The sequence below is a fragment of the Exiguobacterium sp. s145 genome, from assembly GCF_018618835.1.
In the GTDB taxonomy this organism is placed as follows: Bacteria; Bacillota; Bacilli; order Exiguobacteriales; family Exiguobacteriaceae; genus Exiguobacterium_A; species Exiguobacterium_A artemiae.
In genome coordinates, this window is sequence record NZ_JACSMV010000030.1 from 1 (window position 1) to 20,729 (window position 20,729).

A 20,729-nucleotide genomic window follows, 5' to 3' on the forward strand; every position below is an offset into this window, starting at 1 on the left:
ATGCAAAAACACCTCCGATATTAGTACTTTTTAAAAGTGTACCACTCCGAAGGTGTTTTATATTGTCTCAAAATTTTAGGTTAGCCCAGTATGATCTCGTTCATCAGTGCTTTTTTTGTTCCGGGATCAATTGACCTTCTATTTTTTGCGGTTGCCTATTTTTTAATCGGTTGGGATGTCCTTCGAACCGCTGTCAGAAATATCCGGCATGGTCAGGTGTTTGACGAGAACTTCTTGATGGTCATTGCGACGGTCGGTGCTTTTTTAATCGGAGAGTATCCGGAAGCCGTCGCGGTCATGTTGTTTTATCAAGTCGGGGAGTTTTTCCAACACCGTGCTGTCGATCAGTCGCGGAAATCGATTGCTGCGCTGATGGATATCCGGCCGGATATTGCGACGCTTGAGGATGGACGACGTGTGAGTCCGGAACAGGTCAATATCGGTCAACGGATCGTTGTCCGGGCAGGGGAGAAGATTCCACTCGATGGAACGGTTCTGACAGGAGAAGCGTTCATTGATACGACCGCGTTGACGGGGGAATCCGTCCCGCGGCGTGTCCGTCCGACCGAGCCGGTTTTAGCCGGAACAATCAACACTGACGGTCATCTGTTGATTCAAGTAGACCGGCCGTACAATGAGTCGACCGTCGCTAAAATTCTCGATTTAGTCGAAAATGCGTCACGTCATAAAGCACCGACGGAAAAATTCATCACACGATTTGCACGGGTTTACACACCGATTGTCGTTCTGGTGGCAACACTGCTTGCCGTCGTGCCGCCGCTTGTCGTGACGGGAGCGACCTGGAGTGACTGGATTTACCGGGCACTTGTGTTCCTTGTCATCAGTTGTCCGTGTGCGCTCGTCATTTCAATTCCGCTCGGCTTCTTTAGCGGAATCGGCGCCGCTTCGAAACGCGGTATTCTCGTCAAAGGCGGAAATCATCTCGAAGCGTTACAACAACTCGATACGGTCGTCTTCGATAAAACGGGAACGTTGACGGAAGGGGTGTTTGAAGTCGTCGAACTGAAAGCCGTGCATGGATCGGAAGACGAACTGCTTCGCGTCGCAGCGACCGTTGAGCAACATTCCAATCATCCGATTGCTAAATCCATTCAGCGGATGTATGCCCGGCACGCTTCTGTTTCGACCGCTGTTCAAGACTATCAGGAAGTAGCCGGTTCCGGCGTCACCGGACGGTTCGGCACGGATCAGATTCAGGCCGGAAATGCCCGGTGGTTCAAAGAACTCGGCTTGACGCCGCTCGATCAGACCGAAGACGGGACCTACGTACATGTGGCCCAAAATGACAGCTACCTTGGATTTATCCGGATTGCCGACCGTATTAAAGACACGACGGTAGAAGCGTTGGACGGGCTGAAAGCACTCGGAATTCGTCAGACAATCATGTTGACCGGCGACCGCCGGGAAACGGCGGAGCGGATCGGGCGACAAATCGGGATAACGCAAGTGAAGGCGGAACTGTTACCGGATCAAAAAGTGGAACAATTAGAAGCTATCTTGTATCAAGCGAACGGCCGGGTCGCGTTTGTCGGCGACGGAATCAACGATGCTCCCGTGTTGACGCGGGCGGATGTCGGGATTGCGATGGGTGGACTCGGAAGTGATGTCGCAATTGAAGCGGCAGACGTCGTCCTGATGACGGATGAACCGAAACAGCTCGTCGAAGCGATTCGGATTGCCCGGGCGACACGCCGGATCGTTTATCAGAACATTGCATTTGCACTTGGTATCAAAGGCGTGTTCTTATTGCTTGGCGCCTTTGGTGTTGCGACGATGTGGGAAGCTGTTTTTGCCGATGTTGGTGTAACGGTGCTCGCGGTCTTAAACGCGATGCGGATTTTACGAAAATAAGAATGGATGCACAATAAAAACCTCTCCCGCGTAAAGATGGGAGAGGTTTTCTTCGTGTTCCATCAACCGAGAGCGACATCGAGAATCATCATGACCGTGAAACCGACCATCAGACCAAGTGTGGCCAAGTCGGACCCGTTTTCAGCCTGTGATTCAGGAATCAATTCTTCGACGACGACGAAAATCATCGCGCCGGCGGCAAACGCCAAGGCATACGGCAAAAGCGGTTGAATAAAGAAGACGGCAGCAGCACCGACCATGGCAGCAATCGGTTCGACGATCGCCGACAATTGTCCGTAGTTAAAGGCACGCCGACGTGACATGCCTTCTCCGCGAAGCGGAATCGACAAGGCCGCCCCTTCCGGCATGTTTTGAATCCCGATTCCAAGCGCCAGTGTCAAGGCACCGGCAACGGTCGCGCCATCCATGTTCAAAGCGGCAGCACCGAAAGCGACCCCGATCGCGAGTCCTTCCGGGATATTGTGGAGCGTAATCGCGAGAAACAGCAACGTCGTTTTTTTCAGACCGGTCGAAGGACCTTCAGCGGTTTCGAGCGGGGCGGATAAGTGGAGGTGGGGAGTTACGAAGTCCAGCAAGCGGACAAAAAAACCACCTGCGAGGAAACCGATTGCAGCCGGCAACCAGGCAATCCCGCCGTCTTTTTCCGTAAATTCAATTGCCGGGGCAAGCAATGACCAAAACGAAGCCGCAATCATAACACCGGCCGCAAAGCCGAGCATCATATTCATGACCCGTTTTTCAATCGTCGTAAAGACGAAGACAAGTGCGGCCCCGAGTGCCGTTAATCCCCAGGTCATCATGCCGGCAAGCAAAGCTTGCACGACGACCGGAAGTCCGGTAAACCATTCCATCATATCAATCAATCCTTCTTTCAATGCCAATTCTTAAAATAAGTGCGTATCGTACAGCAGCTTCTGTCTCTTCTACCCGTTTTCAATCCGGATGATTCGTCCGAGCGGAATTTCAATCCGTGAGGACCCGCGCAAAACAAGGTACGCGCGCTCACGGTGAACCTGCTCGATGAATCCGGATGTCGTGACATAGCCTCTTTCACTATAATACGTGATTTCGAGCTCGATTCCTTCTATTAATGCTTGTTCGAGTAAGAACTGCCAAGGATACTGCAATTGTTCATCGATGACAGGAAAATCGATTTGATGTGTTTCAAGATAGTAGGCTTTGAGGAGTTGAATGTGTTCCGGCATCAAAAAGGGAAGCCATTTGAGATTTCCGCGGTCACGATAACGTGTCATGTAAATCACCTCCCGGATGTCCGCCGACGAATCGGAGCCGGCGTTTCGCGACACTTGTATCGAGGAATGACACCGCCAAACGGATCGTTCCTTTACCGTAACGTAAATTGACGTGATCGATGGCTTTTAATAACCGTTTTCGGCGCCAGACCTTTGTATTGTCTTCAAACAAGGACAATTGAAGTGTTCCCTGATCCGGGGTGAGTTGTCCAAGAGCGACCGATAGAAAGCGAACCGGTTCACCGTCGAGCCAATTCGGTTCGAACAATTGAAGAATATGACGTAATAACAGCCGTTCATCGGCGGTCGGATAAGGCAATCGGAGCTGTTTTGAAAAGCCGTCACGGGCGACATGTCGAGAGTAGCGGACGCCAAGATGGACCGTCCAACCGACCTGATTGGAAAAACGGACCCGTGCCGCAACATCACTTGCTAATTCGGCGAGAACTAAACGAATCTGTTCGTACTGGTAATAGTCACGTATCAGGGTCACCCCATGTCCGATCGTTCGTTTGGTATCCGGTGCAGTCCGGAACAAGGTCATCGGATCAATGATTGTCGGAGAACCGTCGATTCCCCAGGCATGGTGCCAAAGTTCTGCCCCGATTACGCCGAACCGTTCGTGCAGATCTTCGACCGGGGCTGCTGCCAGGTCCCCAATGGTGTGGATTCCCATTACCGACAAGTGTTGCTCCATCATCCGTCCGACGCCCCACATCTTGCGGACCGGAAAATCATGCAACAACCGAGAGACATCCGCATAACCGCATTGTGCGATACCTTCACGTTTTCCGCGTAAATCGAGGACCAGCTTTGCAATGACGTTGTTCGGACCGATTCCGATCCGGACCGGAATGCCGGTCTGTTGCCAGATTGCCGTCTGAATTTTCCAGGCTGTTTCCGTGTCTGATCCGAAAAGCCGTTCCGTTCCGCTCATGTCGACAAAGTTTTCATCAATTGAATAGATCCGGATTGCGTCGGGCGGCGCAAACTGATGCAAGACGTCCAGCACTTCGATCGATGTTTTCATGTATGCCAGCATCCGTGGTTCGACGAGCACAATCTGTTTCCGCTCACGATAAGGCAACTGCTCAATCTGATAAAGACGACTAGCTGTCTTGATTCCGAGTTGTTTTAAAGCGGGACTGGCCGCAAGGATAACCGATCCGGATCGGGTTAAGTCCGATACGACAGCAAGTTTTGTCGTCAAAGGAGGTAAATTTCGATAACGGCATTCACAACTGGCATAAAAAGAGACACTGTCGACACAAAAAATCCGTCGGTCCGGAAAAGGTAGGATCGGATTCATAGAAAACACTCCTTACTACATAAAAGAACGTTTGTTCTTATTTTTGATTTGACTATATCATGGTCTCAAGCGGTCTCAAATCAAAAAAATAAAAAAAGAGTCAATCTTTGCTACACTGGAAAAGGTGAATGCGATGTAAAGGAAAGAAGGGGAAGTACATGAAAAAACAAATCATTCAATTACCCGAGTTACCGCAACAGTTGACATCGGAAACCTTTGCGGATGTCGAAATCGATGATCCGTATCTGTATCAAACGTTGTATGAGAAAGAGACGTTGCCGGTCGAACTGACGGAACGGCTCGACGTCAATCAAGTCTGTTTTCGGAATGTCTCGTTTGCAGGACTGGTCTTTGAGCGGGCTTCATTTGAAAATGTCCGTTTTGAACAATGTGACCTGACAGGATGTCAGTTTCAGGACAGTCGTTTTCATCGGGTTGTTTTTGAGGATTGCCGCCTGACCGGAATTCATTTTGAGTCGAACACGATCGATCACGTAACAATCAAAGACTGTCAGGCCAATTACGCCCAAGTCATCCGGACGGCGTTGCGTCATGTCACACTGGAACAGACATCGATGCGGGAAAGTCATTTCTTTGAAATGAAGCCAATCGATTTCCGACTGCATGAAGTTGATTTGTCGGAAAGTCAATGGGTCGAGACGGCATTAAAAGGACTGGATTTGCGACAAGCCGACTTATCCGGCATCACGATTGATCCACGCTTTTTGCCGGGGGCCATCGTTACGGAAAGCCAGGCTATCACCTTTGCCCGGTTACTCGGACTCGTCATTCCAAGTCATGGTTAACCAGTAAAAAAAAACGAAGTCCACTGTCCCCGTCATATTCGGGAGAGTGGACTTCGTTTCGTTTAAAAGGAAATGGTTTCACCGTCATCCGGGATGAGAAAATGAGCGGACAGATGGTGGGCGGCCAGAAAATCAGCAATCATATCACGGCGCAACAGGCAATGGTTGACCGACTCGAGGTGAGAGACGATGATGGTCGCTTCAGCCGCCGCCTGATGAACAGCCAGCAAATCACGCTGGGACATCGTAATCGGTTCGCCGGTCAAAAATTGTGCCGCGCCGCTGTTGACGATGATGATGTCAGGCGCATGCTGCTCGATTGCCGTCTCAACTTCTTCACACCAAATCGTGTCACCGGCGATGTAAAGTGTCGGTTCGTCCGGGTGCGTCAAGACGAGACCGGAGACGGTGCCCATCCGTTGACCGATTTCCCCGACACCGTGCCGGCCTGACGTATGGTAAACGCGGATATCACCGAGCGCCAGTCCGTTTTCAAACAACGAGACGTTCGTGAATCCGGCTTCGCGGATTGTCGCTGCATCCGCCTGGTTTTGTGCATACAGCGGAATCTGTTTCGGCAGAATTTCTTTTGCTGTCTCATCAAAATGATCGGCATGGAGGTGGGTGACGAAAATCGCATCCGGATCAAGCAGTGTCGAGACATCAACGGGCAAGTCGACGAGCGGATTCGGAACGGCGTTCGGCGTCTCTCCGAACGGCGGAAGAGATCCTTTTTTACCGAGAAACGGATCGATCAAAAATACTTGATTGGCATAGGTGACGACGAGTGTTGCATTACGGATCTGTTGAATATCCACGGGCAGTCTTCCTTTCGGGTTGGGAATGTTTCACTGTTCGTTCATTTCCCATTCAGACGCCGTGTTAATCATATTTGATCGTCGATGGTTTTCGGGAGCAGCTTCTCCATCGCCAGGACGTCCACATAATATCCGTTGAGCATACCTTGTTCCTTAAACGTTCCGACAATCCGGAAGCCGGACCGGATGTACAGTTTTTGACCGATTTTGTTAAAGGGGAACGTAAACAGAATCAACTTATGGAAACCTTGTGTAATCGCGTGTTCTTCGATGACATGTAACAGCTGACGCCCGATGCCCTGTCCGCGATGGGTCCGGGTGATGTAGATCGACAGTTCACCGACGGATTGATAGACGGGACGAGGGTTATAAGGGTCAAGTGAGATGAAGCCAAGAATCGTTGTTCCTTCATACGCCACAAAACCGGCATAACGGGGTGTCCGTTCCCGATACCAGTCTTCCATGAAAGACAATTCCTTCGTATCCGTTTCAAGCGTCGCGATCCGGTCTTCGATGCCTTCGTTATAGATGGCAAGGATGTCTTTTAAATCGTCTTCCTTAACAGGGCGAATCATCATACACGTGACCTCCAGTTAAAATAAGTCTTTTCTTCATTATATAGGAGGAAGGGGAAACAAGCGGTATGTTTGTAGGATAGGAATAGGACCGAAAAAACAGACGGCCGGATGATTCGGACCGTCTGTCTTCAGGATATTTTCTTAGTTTGCTGTTTCAATCGGATCCTTCTCATAAATCGGAACCCAGCCGTCCGTTGTCACGAAAATCCGGACCGCCACAACTTTTCGATCCTCTTGGAGCGTGAAGTAATGGCGTGTGTTGACTGGTACGGAAATCAAATCACCCGGGTTCAACTCAATGTTGTAATAGCCGACTTCGTCATCCTGGATCGCAAACACACCGTGCCCGCTGACGATGAACCGGACTTCGTCATCCGTATGGTGATGCTCCTTTTGGAAGTTGACGAGCAACTCATCCAAGTTCGGTGTTGCGTCAGACAGGGAGATGATATCAGCCGTCTGATAACCGCGTCGTTCCGAAACATCGGTGATTTCCGGTTGGAATGTATCAAGGATCGTTTGTTTGTCCGCATCCGTCAACGTGTACGTATCGACCAGTTCTACCGGGAGCTTCGAGACATCCCATTGTTCGTACAGGACACCACGTGAAACGAGAAAAGCAGATACCTCGTTTTGATCCGTATACCGTTCGTTTGTTTTTTGGAAAAGTACTGTTGCCATTGTAAATTCCTCCTTTTAATAAATCGCCTGTCGGCACGTTTGCAGTTTTAAAGTGTAGCTGAACAAAAATTCAAAGGCTTCCAACTGTTTTTTGGCTTCAAAAGCAGTCGGTGCCCAGACGGTGATCCCGTGATTGCGAATCAAAACGGCGCCGCTTTCGGTCCGGATGTGTTTGGCAAAGTCAGCGGCAAGAGTCGGGATGTCGGCATGATTCGTGATGATCGGCACGATGACTTCCGCATCTTCTTCCCAACGGCCGAGTGCTTTGATGATTTCCTGACCGCGGAACCGGATTTCCCCGCGGTCTCCGTACAGTTCCGAAATAACGTTGTTGTCGACGGTATGGACATGAAGCGAGCAGCCGGCTGTCGTCCGGTTAAACACTTCGACATGCAGCAACGTCTCGGCGGAAGGACGTCCGTTTTGCTCGTCGCCGATCAATTGACCGGTCGCGTCGACATGGACAAAATCGTCCGGCGTGTCTTGCCGTTTATCTTTCCCGCTTGCCGTCACAAGAAATTCCGTCGGACTGCTGTTTGTCCGAATAGCGAGGTTACCGCTTGTACCGGGAAACCAGTCCCGCGCTGCGAACTCTTGTTTGATGGCGCGGAGTTCTTCGTATCGTGTCAAAAATGTCATGCGTACACCTCCGTTGTCTGCAGATGATCCACAATGTCGTAAAATGTTTCAAACGGCGTGTACGGAATACCGTGCTGTTCGCACAGCGTAATCAGATAATCGCGGGCATAGACATGATCCGCTTGTTTCGCTAGTTCAAAATCCGTCACGGAGTCACCGATCGCGACGATGATATCGCCATCCTGCTTGAGCTTCCGGGCAATCGACGTTTTACAACACCCGCATTGATTGTTGCATGCTGCATCGCAAGTGTGCGGCCACTCAATACGAATCGTCTCCCCTCTGAAGTCACTGCCGTTGCAGTAAATCGCTTCATCTGTCAGTAACTCTTGAAGAATCGGTTGGACAAAAAAGTCGATTCCGCCGCTGACGATCGCAAAGTCAATCCCGTTCGATTTGGCAAAGGCGAGTAAGGTCTTAAAGCCGGGACGGATGACAGCCCGCTGTTCCAAAAAATCAATATAGTCCTGTTTGCGATCCGAGGGGAGCAACCGGAACATCTGTCCGACACCGGACTGGATGGACAATGATTGATCGAGGACACCTTTTTTCAACGGTTCAAACGCTTCCGGGGGAGCGAATTCTGTCATCAACGCAATGATATTGTCGTGTTCAGTCACGGTCCCGTCAAAGTCACATAAAATCCGGATCGTCATTTCGTAATCCCCCAGGCGTCGAGGGCGACCCGAAGCTCTTCCTGCCGCGTTGCGGCACTCGTCAAAGATTCACCGGCAAGTGCTGCGTCGAGGGCCTGACGGAAAGCGAGCACACCGGCCGCCGCGCCCTGCGGATGACCGTGAACGCCGCCACCGGCATTGATGACGGAATCAGTCCCGAAATCATGAACGAGCTGAGCGACGAGACCGGGATGAATGCCTGCCGAGGGAACCGGAAGAATCGTCTTCGTTTCTCCGATCCGTGTCGCTTCGACGGCAATTCCGCGCGCCAAGTCTTTGGCGAGGGCGACGTTTCCGTAAGGCGACGGGAACAACGTCAAATCGGCACCGGCCAGCCGCGGTAAAGTCCCTAGTAAAACAGGGGCTGCAATGCCGTATTCGGGGCTTGCGATTAAGGCTCCGCTTAAGGCCGGATGATTAAAGATCGGAACGGAAATGTCCGGATCAGCCGCCAATTCGCGCAGGACATCGAGTCCATATGTAAACGTATTGAGCAGGAAAGCGGTCGCACCGGCTTCGATCAAACGTTTCGCCTGATCCTTTAAGCCGAAGACGGGACCACTCAACGTAATCGCGTAAAGCGCCCGTTTGCCGGTTTTTTCATAATGGGCATTCAGGACTTCACGTCCGATCCGTGCCCGGTCAAGTGCCGGTGTCAACGGATTGTCGTATAGAATCTCATCATCTTTGACGAGATCGATGCCGCCCGCGAGCTGCGCTTCGAGTTGTTCCCGCAAAAAGGTGAGGTCCCGACCGATGACGCCTTTAAAGATGCTCATCAACAGAGGACGGTCGTGGACTTGAATCAATTGACGGACGCCCTCGATGCCGAATTTGGCGCCGGGGAAGTCAGTGGTGAATGAAGCCGGAAGCTGTAAATCTGTTAATTTGATTTGTCCGTCGAGCGACAGTTTGCCGAAGACTGTCGTTAAGATTGCTGAAAAGTCACGGGAGACGTTGTGTTCCGGATAACGGATCGTGATGTAGCCTTTTCCGTCGTGTTCTTCCGTATGAACAACTTGTCCTTTGAACGATTCAAGCTGCTGTTGTTCCAAATGATTTAAATCGGTCCACGAACCAACGGTCAAACCGAGCGCGATTTGTTCTGCCCGTTTTGGTAACTGATCCGTCGTTCCGAGTTGGTAGGTTGCGGTAATATACGTCATATCGACTGTCTCTCCCTTGTTGAAGAATACAAAAATGGTCCCTCGTCAATGACAAGAGACCATGAAAAATTGCGCGTGGACTCTTATCTGTCAGCGTAATAGCTGCAAGAATTAGCACCGTGCCAAGTGGTCGGTTGCTGCGACATCGTAGGGCTCGTCCCTCCGTCTGCTCTTGATAAGAATTGGATGAAATTGTGAAATCTAATTGCAATTTTTACATGAGATTCGTCACTTGTCAAACTATATTTTGAAAATTTATTTTTTTGAAAATACTTCTTCTATAGACGGTTCCGTTTTTGAAGCCACTTCACTAAAAAATGGAATTGACAGACGGCTAGCAACGCACGTAGTATTCAAATCAACATCAATCACACGACAACTACATATGACTCTTATCGTGAGTTGGCAGAGGGAATTGGCCCGAAGACGCCGCAGCAACCGACCATCCGGCACGGTGCTACATCCAACAGACATTCGTCTGAGAGATAAGAGGACGGAATATTCTGCCGCGCCTCTTTTCTTTGACGAAAAGAGGCGTTTTTTCGTGTGATCACCAAGGAGGAAAACAGAATGGGGTATCAAGCATTTACAGTACAGGACGCGATTGAACGGGTCCGGACAATTGGTTTGATCGGCAATGAACCGGTGACGGCAGAAGAAATCGGCGACGGGAATTTAAATCTCGTTTTCCGGATTCAGGCAGGAGAAAAACGACTGATTTTAAAGCAGGCGTTACCATATGCGAAAGTCGTCGGCGAAAGCTGGCCGCTGTCGCTCGAACGGGCCTGGATTGAACAATCGGCCCTAAAAGAATTCGCGAAAGTCGCCGTTCCGTTCGTCCCGCATGTCTACCATGCGAGCAAAGAAGAAGCATTCACAGTGATGGAAGATTTGTCGCACCTGACAATCGTCCGGGGCGGACTGCTTGAAGGGGAGGAGTATCCGTTGCTCGCGGAACACATCGGTTCGTATTTGGCGCGGACGCTGTTTTATACATCGGATTTTGCACTTGGACCGGTCGCAAAAAAACAAGTGGCGCGTAACTACTATAATCCGGATCTCTGTGATATCACGGAAAAATTAATCTTTACGGATCCGTTTTATGACGCGGAAACGAATGCGATTGAAGCAGGACTCGAAGCGGAGGTCGCCCGGATTTGGAACGACGCGGAGCTGAAACGGGAAGTCGCGAAGCTTGAAGCATTGTTCATCACGAAGGGCGATGCGTTATTGCACGGGGACTTACATACCGGAAGTATTTTTGCTTCAGCCGATGAAACAAAAGTCATCGATCCCGAGTTCGCCTTTTACGGACCGTTCGGTTTTGATGTCGGACAATTCATCGCGCATCTCTGCTTTGCCGCGTATCCGAACTATGCCGAGTTGCGGGAAGCACGGGTCAAGGATATCGACACGTTTTGGCTGACCTTTGCTTCGACGTTCAAAGCGTTATGGGAACGGGAAGCCGCCGAACCGTTCCGTTCAGCGGACGGGCTTGTTGACGATGTCCTCAGCACGATTTTACAGGACGCACTTGGCTTTGCCGGTTGTGAATTGATCCGACGGACGATCGGACTCGCACCGGTCGCCGACCTTGAGAGCATCACTGATGAAACAGAGCGACTCGAGCGGAAACGGCATGCGTTACGTCTTGGAGTGGCACTGATCAAACGCCGGACCGAATGCAAGACGTTCACTGATTTACGAAACTTCGATTTGACGGAGGAACTCAGCCGATGAGCCGATTCGTTCAGAGCATCATCTATGAAAACCGGACGGTGACGATTTTGGATCAGACCCGTCTTCCGGAAGAAGAACATTATGAAATCATTCATGACTTGGCGCAGGCGATTGACGCCATCAAACAATTACGGGTCCGCGGCGCACCGGCCATCAGTCTGTTCGGCGGATTCGTCCTCGTTCAGGAAGCGTTTCGGACGACAGGGACGCTGACTGAAGCAAAACAGGGGCTGTTGACGGTGTCGGCACAATTACTTGCGACCCGTCCGACGGCGGTCAATCTACGAAATGTCCTTGATGAGCTGAATCAGCTGATCGTTTCAGCTACGACGCTAAAAGAACTGCCGATACGTCTCGAACAAAAGGCATTGGAACTTTATACGACGGATGCCAAGACATCCCGTCAAATCGGGGTTCATGCACTGGAATTGTTCGAGTCCGGTGATCGGGTACTGACGATTTGTAATGCCGGATCAATTGCGACAGCAGCTTACGGAACGGCGCTCGCTCCGTTTTATCTTGCGAAAGAACAGGGGATTCCGCTCGCGGTTTATGCTTCGGAAACGCGGCCGCTCCTGCAGGGAGCGCGCCTGACGACGTGGGAACTGCAACGGGCCGGAATTGACGTGACCTTGATTACCGACAATATGGTCGCCCATACGATCAAGGAAAAGCAGATCACCGCCATCATCGTCGGAGCGGACCGGATTACCCGGAACGGCGATACCGCCAATAAGATCGGAACGTTTCAGCTGGCCTTGCTGGCCCGTGCGTTTGGCATTCCGTTTTACGTTGCCGCACCGCTCTCGACGTTCGATTTTACGAGCCTGTCAGGAGACGAGATCGAGATTGAAGAACGCGATGCACGTGAAGTGACACAACTTGCCGGAAAAGCGACGGCACCGGCCGGCGTAGCAGTCTTTAATCCGGCATTTGATGTGACACCGCATGAATTGATCACGGCGATCATTACGGAACTCGGAGTCATCGAGCATCCTTCCGTAGAAACGATTGAACAAATGGTTGGACAGCAAACAAACTAAACAGACAGGGGAGATCGAGATGAAAAAATTAGCATTGGCTGTACTTGCACCAGCGGTCTTACTGGCTGCTTGCGCGAATAGTGAAGCAACACCGGCGAAAAAAATCAGCGGTGTACCGGAAGGCGTTCAGGGAGGCGTTAAAATTGCCGTCATCCGGAATCTTGCGTCCGACGACCATACGAAACAGTTTTTGGACGGGGCCCGTTCGGAAGGGGAAGCGCTTGGTTTTCAAGTCAACACGTTCATTTCGGAAGGCAATGACGTCAAGTTTAAGGAGCTGGTCGCCCAAGCCGTCCAACAGGACTATGACGGATTGATCATCTCGCACGGCAAAGAGGATTATGCCTATGACATGATCAAACCGGCCATCGACAAAGGCATCAAAGTCGTGACATTTGATACGGTGACGAAGAAAAAAGACCAGACATTAAAAGGTATCACAGAGACATTCCAGGATGACCATAAACTGGCCCAGCTGTCGCTCGATGAAGTGACGAAAGTGAAGGACGACAAGCCGGTCCGTGTCATCAAACTATGGTTTGGTCCGGGTTTTGCCCCGCTTGACCGCCGTCAGGAAATCTACAAAACGTATGAAGCGGACGGCAAAATCAAGACGCTTGAAACCGTCGGACCCACGAACTTCCAGGATGTCCAAGGGGATATTGCGACGAAGATGAACGCGATTCTCGCCAAGTACCCGAAGGGCAGCATCGATGCCGTTTGGGGCGCCTGGGATGAAGTCGCCAAAGGAGCTTATAAGTCTTTAAAAGACAACAAGCGTCAGGAAATTCCGCTGATTTCGGTCGATGTCTCGAATCAGGACATCAATCTGATGCGTGAAAAGGGCAGTAACTGGGTCTCAACGAGTGCCGTTGATCCGCATTTAATCGGGCAGACGGATATGCGCCTGCTTGCGAAAAAGCTGGCCGGCGAAAAAACACCGGATAGTTTTGATCTCGATGCCAAACTGGTCGAACAAAAAGCACTCAAGGCGGATACGACGATGTACAATCTCGATACCATCATCAAAGGCTGGAGTACATCCGAAAAATTCAATGAGCCGTGGATGGATCAGTTGCGGAAAGCGAATGACGGGAAATGACGCCTCCGGTGAACGAACAACGACTGGAAATGCGGGGGATTTCAATGGAATTCCCCGGTGTCAAGGCGCTGGATGACGTTGACTTTTCCGTGAAACGCGGGGAAATCCACGCACTTGTCGGAGCGAACGGAGCCGGTAAATCAACGCTGATGAAAGTCTTGGCCGGCGCCTATGCGTCATACGAAGGAACGATTTTGTTCGACGGTGTACCGCTTGCGATTGATTCACCAAATGCCGCAAAACGGGCCGGGATTGAAATCGTTTATCAGGAAGTAGATACGGCACTAGTCGGTTATTTGACCGTGGCGGAAAATATCTGCCTCGATGTGCTGACGAACGGACAGCTGAAAGGGTTCATCAGACGGCAGCGGTACGAGGAAATAGCCGAACGTGCTTTACGGAAACTGAAAGCATCAATTGATGTCCGGCAGCGGGTCAGCGAACTGCGACTGGCCGAAAAACAACTGGTCTTGATTGCCCGAGCCTTAGTCCAGGAAAGCCGGTTCCTGATATTGGATGAGCCGACCGCCCCGCTCAGCGGACGGGAAACGGAGCAACTGTTCCGGATCATTCGTGAGCTCGCAGAGGAGGAACAACTGGGCGTCATCTTCATTTCCCACCGGCTTCAGGAACTATTTGAGATTTGCGAATCCATTTCTGTCATGCGGGACGGCAAGTTGGTGTCACGTCAGCTTCTTGCCGGACAAACAAAGGAAACCGTCGTCGAACAGATGCTGGGCCGGCGTCTGCGGCAATCGAAACGGGAAGCGCGTCCGGCAGGCGCACCCTCACTCGAACTCGATCGGATCACGGTCACCGGACAGCTCAACCAGGTTTCCTTAACGGTCCGTGCCGGAGAAGTAATCGGCATTGCGGGACTCGTCGGTGCCGGTAAGACGGAACTGTGTAAAACGATTTTCGGATCGATTCCGGTCACTGCGGGATCGATTCGTCTGCATGGAGAAACACGACACGTCCGTTCGCCTTATGATGCAGTCCGGCTCGGTATAGGACTTGTGCCGGAAGAACGGCGGAAAGAAGGGATTTTAGTCGCGGATCCGATTGAACAAAATATGACGGCGGCCAGCCTCAAACAATTCGTCAACCGATTCGGGTTTGTAGAGAAGAAAAAAGAACGGGCAGCGGCAAACCGGATCGTACAGCAACTGTCGATTAAAGTCAGTGATACCCGACAACGTGCCGCTGAGTTGTCCGGTGGTAACCAGCAAAAAGTTGCCATCGGGAAATGGTTGCTGGCCGACGCTTCCGTCCTCGTATTGGATGAACCGACAAAAGGGGTCGATGTCGGGGCGAAAGCGGAAATTTTCCAAGTGATTGATCAACTGGCAGCAGAACGGAAAGCCGTCATCTATGCCTCGAGTGAACTGGATGAACTGCTGGCAGTGACCGACCGGATTTATGTCATGTATGACGGACAGATCGTATTCGAGGCGACCACTTCGGAAACAACCGAAGAACAATTATTGTGGTATGCAACAGGAGGACAACAACATGAATGATGTATTGCACGAACCGGCTGCACAGCCGGAAGCGCCGCGAACAGCAGCGGGAAAACCGGTGCTGCGTTTCTTGAATGACTGGGGCATCGTCCTCGCGATTCTTGCACTGATCCTGTTTTTTTCCATGACGGCACCGAACTTTTTACAGGGGACGAACCTCGTCAACATTTTACGAAGTATCTCGATTGTCACGATCATCGCCATCGGCTTGACGGTTTCGTTGACAGTCAACGGGTTTGACTTATCCGTCGGTTCGACCGCGACGTTTGCCAGTTCACTAGTCGTCTCGTTTTTTGTCTGGTACAGTCTGCCGCTCGGCGTATCGATTGGTCTGGCTCTCGTGATTGCCTTGGCGGTCGCACTCGTCAACATTCTGTTAATCGTGAAGTTCAAGATTCCGGATTTGTTCGCAACGCTTGCGACGATGTTCATTTTTGAAGGTGTCGCGATGACGTATACCGGCGGCGGCTCGATCAGTGCCGGGATGCCACGTCTTGACGGGACACCAACGGTCGGACTGATCCCGGAATCGTTCTTAAAAATCAGTCAGGCGCCTTGGATCATCCTCATAATGCTTGTCGTCGTAGCGGTGACACATGTCTTTTTGAACCACACACGGCACGGACGTTTTTTGTATATCATCGGTGGAAATCCGGAAGCAGCGCATCTGACGGGAATCCGGGTGAACCGGTATCGCGCAGTCGCGTATCTGATTGCCGGATTACTGGCGGCCGTTGGCGGTATTTTACTGGCGTCACAAGTCGGTTCTTCCCAAATTAACGCCGGATCGGGTTATTTGATGCCGGCTGTCGCAGCAGCCTTCATCGGTTCCTCATTTGCCGGCCAAGGGAAACCGAATGCGCTCGGCACACTCGTCGGTGCCTGTCTCGTCGGAATTCTCGAGAATGGACTCGTCATGTTATCGGTACCATATTATTCCCTAAACATCATCAAAGGCGCCGTCCTGGCGATTGCTTTAGCGTCGACCTATTACCGTTTCAAAAAAAATTAAAAAAAGTGGTTTAAGTTCTAATATAATCGGTAATATTCAGTATATGAAAGGATGGTGATGCACATGAATGATTATCAATGTATAGGGAACGATCGCATGTCGCTTCGAGAAGAAGAGGATCACCGGACTTGACGGACGCAACATGACAATAGACACGAAGTGATTCGTGTTTTACGTGCAGATTGCACGGCTCAAGAACGGTTTACGATATGTGATCGTTCCTGAAAGCAGGAAGGGGGAGTCGCGAACAGCGGCGCCCCCTTTTGTGCGTATTCAGCTACCCCCATGCCTTTAAAAGCATTGAAAAATATGAGATGATATAAAAAGTCAGAAAATTCAACTACTAAACAGCAAGGGGCCAGACAATGCGAACATATACGAAGGAGATTCAAGCGATCATCGACAACGTAGAAAAAGTCATTATCGGAAAAGAGAATGTCATTACACAATCTTTAGCCGCGTTACTTGCCGGAGGTCACGTCTTACTGGAAGACGTACCGGGTGTCGGGAAAACGATGCTCGTTCGTGCATTCAGCCGTTCGATCGGTTTGACATTTAAGCGTGTCCAATTCACACCTGATCTGCTGCCGTCCGATTTGACGGGGGTTTCGATGTACAACCAGAAGACGAGTCAATTTGAGTATCGCCCGGGTCCTTTGATGGGAAACATTGTCCTGGCAGATGAAATCAACCGGACCTCACCGAAAACACAATCAGCCTTACTCGAAGGGATGGCGGAAGCGAACGTAACGGTGGATGGAGAAATTCACACGCTTCCTAATCCCTTTTTTGTCATGGCGACCCAAAATCCGATTGAACACGAGGGGACCTATCCGCTTCCGGAAGCCCAACTCGACCGGTTTTTAATTAAGGTCAAGATGGGGTATCCCGATTTTCAACAGGAGATGAAGCTGCTGACACGGTTCGAGCGGGATGAACCGATCGAGACGCTGGAGTCCGTCATCACACGCGACGAATTGTTACGGATGAAAGAAGACGTCAAGGCTGTGCATGTCTCGCAACCGGTCAAAAAATATATCGTTCATTTGGTTCAGGCGACCCGGACCCATGCCTCGCTTTATCTCGGAGCCAGTCCACGATCTTCGATTGCCCTGATGAAAGTGGCACAAGCGTGGGCGTATATGGAAGGACGGTCCTTCGTCTTACCGGATGACGTCAAGGAACTGCTGACTCCCGTACTCTCGCACCGTTTGATCTTAACGGCGGATGCCCGCTATCATGGGCAGACGGCAGAACGAATTCTGGAACAAGTGAAAAAAGAAGTCGCCGTGCCGATCCAGCAAGACGTGGAGTCCTTATGACAAAATGGCAAATCGGTTGGCGTTACGCCGTCTTGCTGATTACAGTCACAGCTCTGTGGATCTATGCCCGGATTGACGGCGGAAACGTCGCTTCACTGTTGGTTTATATCATGGCAGGGTTAACCGTCTACTGGACGCTGTTTTTGATCTGGCCGGTCACACAAGCAATCGCGACGCGGGAAGTTTCAAATAAGATGTTGATTGCCGGAACCGATCTTCCGGTTTCACTTCGAGTCCGGCGGAAATATCCGTTTCTCATCGGTGCCGTCGATGTCACGGAAGCCGTACCGGACACACTCAGTGAAGAACCGCTCGATATCCGGCATCCGCTCCGGGCACATTACCGGAAAGTCGAGCACATCGATTATCTGATTCCTTCCATCCGCCGGGGACTGTATCAAATTCCCGGCTGTGTGCTCGAAATCCGTGATCCGTTCGGCTTGTTCATGCGGAAAAAACTCTATCCGGTCGAAACGTATCTGGCCGTCGAACCGGCTCGGTTAGCGGTTCAACTGCCGCATGAGGATGATCGCGGCGACGGCGGGATTTCACCCGTCTCCCTGGATCTCCGGCAATCCTCCTTTACGGTCGTTGGTGTCCGTGAGTACGTCAGCGGAGACCGGATGAATCAGATTGACTGGAAATCGACCGCGAAACGCCAAGGATTGATGACGAAAACGTTTGAGCGGGAACAGGAACGCGAGACGACGATCGTCTTTGACGAAGGAACCGTCAGCGATGAAAACTTTGAAAAAAGTATTTCCATGCTGGCTGCCGCAACGGATCAATTGAATAAACGTCATCTGAATTACCGGATTCATCTCGTCGGACATGGTGTGCAGTCGTTGTCGTTGCCGCTTGAAGGCGCAAAACTGACGCATTACCTGATGACGGCGCAACCGAGCCGGACCCGGTCGTTCATTGAATCCTGGGAATACTCTTCCAAAGCGTTACGACTGAGCGGAAATGTCCTGTTCATCACACCGGACCTTGAATCCAACAATGAAATGTGGATTTCGAAAATCCGGCAGGAAGCAAGCGTTCATGTCTATACACCAGAGAGGAGGACGACCGGATGATGCGACGACTGATTTGGAATCTGCTCGCCGGACTGCTGTTCGCGAGTTTCATGCCGCCGCTGCTTGAGCTGACGACGTTTGAGAGTGTCATTCCGTTTCTGCCGCTTCTGTTGACACCACTTTTGCTGTCGCATGTCCGACGCAGTTGGTTTTTACTCGGCAGTTTACTGGCATTGCTCGTTTCGTTCTACTTGATTTTGATTCCCGGCGAAGCACCGTGGAACCTGTTCCGTGAAATTACCGGCGACATCAACCGTGTCATCAACGGTGAATTACCGGGACGTCCGGCTTTTGCGTTCTCGATCGGACTGATCAGTTTCCTGATCGGCTATCTGGCGCGGCGGACGTTTCCGAACCGCGGATTCGTCTTCGGACTGGCACTTGGCGTCATCGGTTTTATTGCCTATTGCGACACGTGGACGGATTACTCCGGTGAACAGTTCATCATCTATCCGATTGTGCTGGCTCTGTTTTTGTTATATGCGACAGAAGTCAGTGAACGGCCGATGGCGTCTTATGTCCGTCCGTTCAGCGCCTTGCTGATCATCGGAGCGACGGTGGTTGCCGCAGTTCAGAGTCCCGTCATCAATGCAACATGGCAAGACAGCTGGTATGACTGGACTGACGGTTTTGAGAGTGAGGGCACGTCGTCGAGCCAGATTCAAAAAGTCGGATACGGCAACAACGACGAACAGTTGGGCGGTCCGTTCCAGATGGACGACCGGGAAGTCTTTCAGGTCGAAAGTGAAGGCAGCCGTTACTGGCGTGTCGAGACAAAAGACGTCTATACCGGCAAAGGCTGGGTCCTGTCGAAATCGGAACCGGAAGTCGATGCGCGGGGATTCTTCTCGCATTTCGGAGACGATGTCAAGACACGGGAGGAACAGGCGACATTTGAGCTGTCACGGGAATTGCCGTTTGTCCCGTATAACGGGGACAATGTCCGGTTAACTGTGGATAAACAACGCCAAAATCTGTTGATCGATCCGGAAAATCAAAAGGTCTCATACCTGGATGACGCGGAACGTCAGCAAAATTATCAGATTCAATACACCTATCCGTTATTTACGGAGGAATTGCTTCAGACGGATGAACCGATTACGTTGTCCGAGATGGAGCAGGACCGGTATTTGCAGCTACCGGATACGTTGCCGAACCGCGTCCGCGATCTCGCGACAGAGATTGTCGCGGATGAAGACAGCCCGTGGGATAAAGCAAAGGCGATCGAAAATTATTTCGAACAGGAAAACTTCGAATACAATACGGAAGAAGTTGCCGTGCCAAAAGAAAATCAGGATTATGTCGATCAATTTTTATTTGAGACGAAACTCGGTTACTGTGATAATTTCTCGACGTCCGCAACCGTGTTGTTACGTGCCGCCGGTCTGCCGGCCCGCTGGGTAAAAGGATTTACGGGTGGCGAATCGGATGTCATCGGGGCAGCCGTGACGAGTTATACGGTCCGCAATAAAAATGCTCATTCCTGGGTCGAAGTGTATATCGAAGGTCCGGGTTGGGTCCCGCTTGAGCCGACCGTCAGTTTTGACGGAGCCGGGCAATATACAATCGATCAGGAAACGAACAATGAAACCGAACAACCCAATCCGCAGCGTGATACGGAGACGGATACCGAAACAGCAACACCGAACCGTCCGCAGGAAAATCTGCTCGATGAAGAACAGACCACAACAGCGGCGCAAACTGAGCAACAGTCGTTCCCGGTTTGGCCGGTCGTCATTGCCATCGTCGGACTGGTCTTCCTCTATCTGTTCCGGAAACCGTTAATCCGAACAGCGGCGATTTTATTCTTCCGCAATCAAGTCGGTCGACCGGAAGGATTCAAGCGGATGTACCGCTTCTTGTTACGCCGGCTCGATAAACAAGGGTTCCACTACAAAGACGGCCGGACATTGACAGAACTGGCGCAAGAGGTCGACGGCTATTACGAAACGTATGCGATGCGCCCGTTGACGGATGCCTATGAACGGATGGTTTACGGCGGTGAATCCTTATCCGCTGACAAAAAACGTGAATATTTCGAAAATATCATTCGACGGATAGAGGGTTGATATTTTCGAATTGATACAGTTA

General features: G+C 51.1%; 18 protein-coding genes, 1 pseudogene and 2 riboswitches. Of the genes and pseudogenes, 10 read left to right on the plus strand and 9 right to left on the minus strand.

The annotated features are described in order from the left end of the window. Positions 1–102: 102 nt before the first annotated feature. Positions 103–1,872: pseudogene (locus KNQ07_RS15380) on the plus strand (heavy metal translocating P-type ATPase); the annotation flags it as partial. A gap of 62 nt (positions 1,873–1,934) precedes the next feature. On the opposite strand, the gene KNQ07_RS15385 reads toward KNQ07_RS15380, so the two are convergent. The 3 genes from KNQ07_RS15385 to KNQ07_RS15395 all read right to left on the minus strand — a co-directional run bounded on the left by KNQ07_RS15385 (position 1,935) and on the right by KNQ07_RS15395 (position 4,455). Further along, entirely contained in the window at positions 1,935–2,747 is an 813-nt protein-coding gene (locus tag KNQ07_RS15385) for a ZIP family metal transporter (RefSeq protein WP_034770070.1), read from the minus strand. A gap of 69 nt (positions 2,748–2,816) precedes the next feature. Continuing rightward, positions 2,817–3,146 (minus strand): YolD-like family protein, encoded by a 330-nt coding sequence (locus tag KNQ07_RS15390; RefSeq protein ID WP_012369328.1) that lies wholly within the window; start codon positions 3,144–3,146, stop codon positions 2,817–2,819. Further along, positions 3,130–4,455, minus strand: a complete 1,326-nt coding sequence (locus KNQ07_RS15395) for a Y-family DNA polymerase (RefSeq protein ID WP_214767794.1) — start codon at positions 4,453–4,455, stop codon at positions 3,130–3,132. The genes KNQ07_RS15390 and KNQ07_RS15395 overlap by 17 nt, the downstream gene beginning before the upstream one ends. A 158-nt stretch (positions 4,456–4,613) precedes the next feature. On the opposite strand from KNQ07_RS15395, the gene KNQ07_RS15400 reads away from it, so the two are divergent. Next, the gene (locus tag KNQ07_RS15400) at positions 4,614–5,261 is read left to right on the plus strand and encodes a pentapeptide repeat-containing protein (RefSeq protein WP_012369330.1); all 648 of its coding nucleotides are present in this window, start codon (positions 4,614–4,616) and stop codon (positions 5,259–5,261) included. 62 nt (positions 5,262–5,323) lie between these two features. On the opposite strand, the gene KNQ07_RS15405 is transcribed toward KNQ07_RS15400, so the two are convergent. The 6 genes from KNQ07_RS15405 to KNQ07_RS15430 all read right to left on the minus strand — a co-directional run bounded on the left by KNQ07_RS15405 (position 5,324) and on the right by KNQ07_RS15430 (position 9,820). After that, positions 5,324–6,079, minus strand: a complete 756-nt coding sequence (locus KNQ07_RS15405) for an MBL fold metallo-hydrolase (RefSeq protein WP_214767797.1) — start codon at positions 6,077–6,079, stop codon at positions 5,324–5,326. 68 nt (positions 6,080–6,147) lie between these two features. Beyond that, entirely contained in the window at positions 6,148–6,657 is a 510-nt protein-coding gene (locus KNQ07_RS15410) for an arsinothricin resistance N-acetyltransferase ArsN1 family A (protein ID WP_214767800.1), read from the minus strand. Between the two features lie 141 nt (positions 6,658–6,798). Next, entirely contained in the window at positions 6,799–7,338 is a 540-nt protein-coding gene (locus KNQ07_RS15415) for a 1,2-dihydroxy-3-keto-5-methylthiopentene dioxygenase (protein ID WP_214767803.1), read from the minus strand. Between the two features lie 15 nt (positions 7,339–7,353). After that, positions 7,354–7,977: a methylthioribulose 1-phosphate dehydratase gene (locus tag KNQ07_RS15420; RefSeq protein WP_214767806.1), complete on the minus strand. Its 624-nt coding sequence runs from the start codon at positions 7,975–7,977 to the stop codon at positions 7,354–7,356. Next, a complete protein-coding gene (locus KNQ07_RS15425; protein ID WP_214767809.1) occupies positions 7,974–8,633 on the minus strand; it encodes a 2-hydroxy-3-keto-5-methylthiopentenyl-1-phosphate phosphatase in 660 nt (219 codons plus the stop codon). The genes KNQ07_RS15420 and KNQ07_RS15425 overlap by 4 nt, the downstream gene beginning before the upstream one ends. Beyond that, a complete protein-coding gene (locus tag KNQ07_RS15430; protein WP_214767812.1) occupies positions 8,630–9,820 on the minus strand; it encodes a 2,3-diketo-5-methylthiopentyl-1-phosphate enolase in 1,191 nt (396 codons plus the stop codon). Before KNQ07_RS15430 ends, KNQ07_RS15425 begins: the two co-directional genes overlap by 4 nt. A gap of 80 nt (positions 9,821–9,900) precedes the next feature. After that, positions 9,901–10,002: riboswitch (SAM riboswitch) on the minus strand. A gap of 207 nt (positions 10,003–10,209) precedes the next feature. After that, positions 10,210–10,312, plus strand: a riboswitch (SAM riboswitch). 78 nt (positions 10,313–10,390) lie between these two features. On the opposite strand from KNQ07_RS15430, the gene mtnK reads away from it, so the two are divergent. From mtnK to KNQ07_RS15470, 8 genes are all read left to right on the plus strand, one after another. Next, the gene (gene mtnK, locus KNQ07_RS15435) at positions 10,391–11,560 is read left to right on the plus strand and encodes an S-methyl-5-thioribose kinase (protein WP_214767815.1); all 1,170 of its coding nucleotides are present in this window, start codon (positions 10,391–10,393) and stop codon (positions 11,558–11,560) included. Next, positions 11,557–12,603 (plus strand): S-methyl-5-thioribose-1-phosphate isomerase, encoded by a 1,047-nt coding sequence (gene mtnA / locus KNQ07_RS15440; RefSeq protein WP_214767818.1) that lies wholly within the window; start codon positions 11,557–11,559, stop codon positions 12,601–12,603. The genes mtnK and mtnA overlap by 4 nt, the downstream gene beginning before the upstream one ends. 19 nt (positions 12,604–12,622) lie before the next feature. Continuing rightward, positions 12,623–13,705 carry a sugar ABC transporter substrate-binding protein gene (locus tag KNQ07_RS15445; protein WP_214767821.1) on the plus strand — a complete coding sequence of 361 codons (1,083 nt, stop codon included), beginning with the start codon at positions 12,623–12,625 and terminating at the stop codon, positions 13,703–13,705. Beyond that, entirely contained in the window at positions 13,702–15,225 is a 1,524-nt protein-coding gene (locus KNQ07_RS15450) for a sugar ABC transporter ATP-binding protein (RefSeq protein WP_214767824.1), read from the plus strand. The genes KNQ07_RS15445 and KNQ07_RS15450 overlap by 4 nt, the downstream gene beginning before the upstream one ends. Continuing rightward, the gene (locus KNQ07_RS15455; protein WP_214767827.1) at positions 15,218–16,237 is read left to right on the plus strand and encodes an ABC transporter permease; all 1,020 of its coding nucleotides are present in this window, start codon (positions 15,218–15,220) and stop codon (positions 16,235–16,237) included. The genes KNQ07_RS15450 and KNQ07_RS15455 overlap by 8 nt, the downstream gene beginning before the upstream one ends. Before the next feature lie 365 nt (positions 16,238–16,602). After that, positions 16,603–17,559, plus strand: coding sequence for an AAA family ATPase (locus KNQ07_RS15460; protein ID WP_012369342.1), 957 nt, complete (start codon positions 16,603–16,605; stop codon positions 17,557–17,559). Next, positions 17,556–18,638, plus strand: coding sequence for a DUF58 domain-containing protein (locus tag KNQ07_RS15465; RefSeq protein ID WP_214767830.1), 1,083 nt, complete (start codon positions 17,556–17,558; stop codon positions 18,636–18,638). The genes KNQ07_RS15460 and KNQ07_RS15465 overlap by 4 nt, the downstream gene beginning before the upstream one ends. Beyond that, a complete protein-coding gene (locus KNQ07_RS15470; protein WP_214767832.1) occupies positions 18,635–20,707 on the plus strand; it encodes a transglutaminase TgpA family protein in 2,073 nt (690 codons plus the stop codon). Before KNQ07_RS15465 ends, KNQ07_RS15470 begins: the two co-directional genes overlap by 4 nt. Positions 20,708–20,729: the final 22 nt, after the last annotated feature.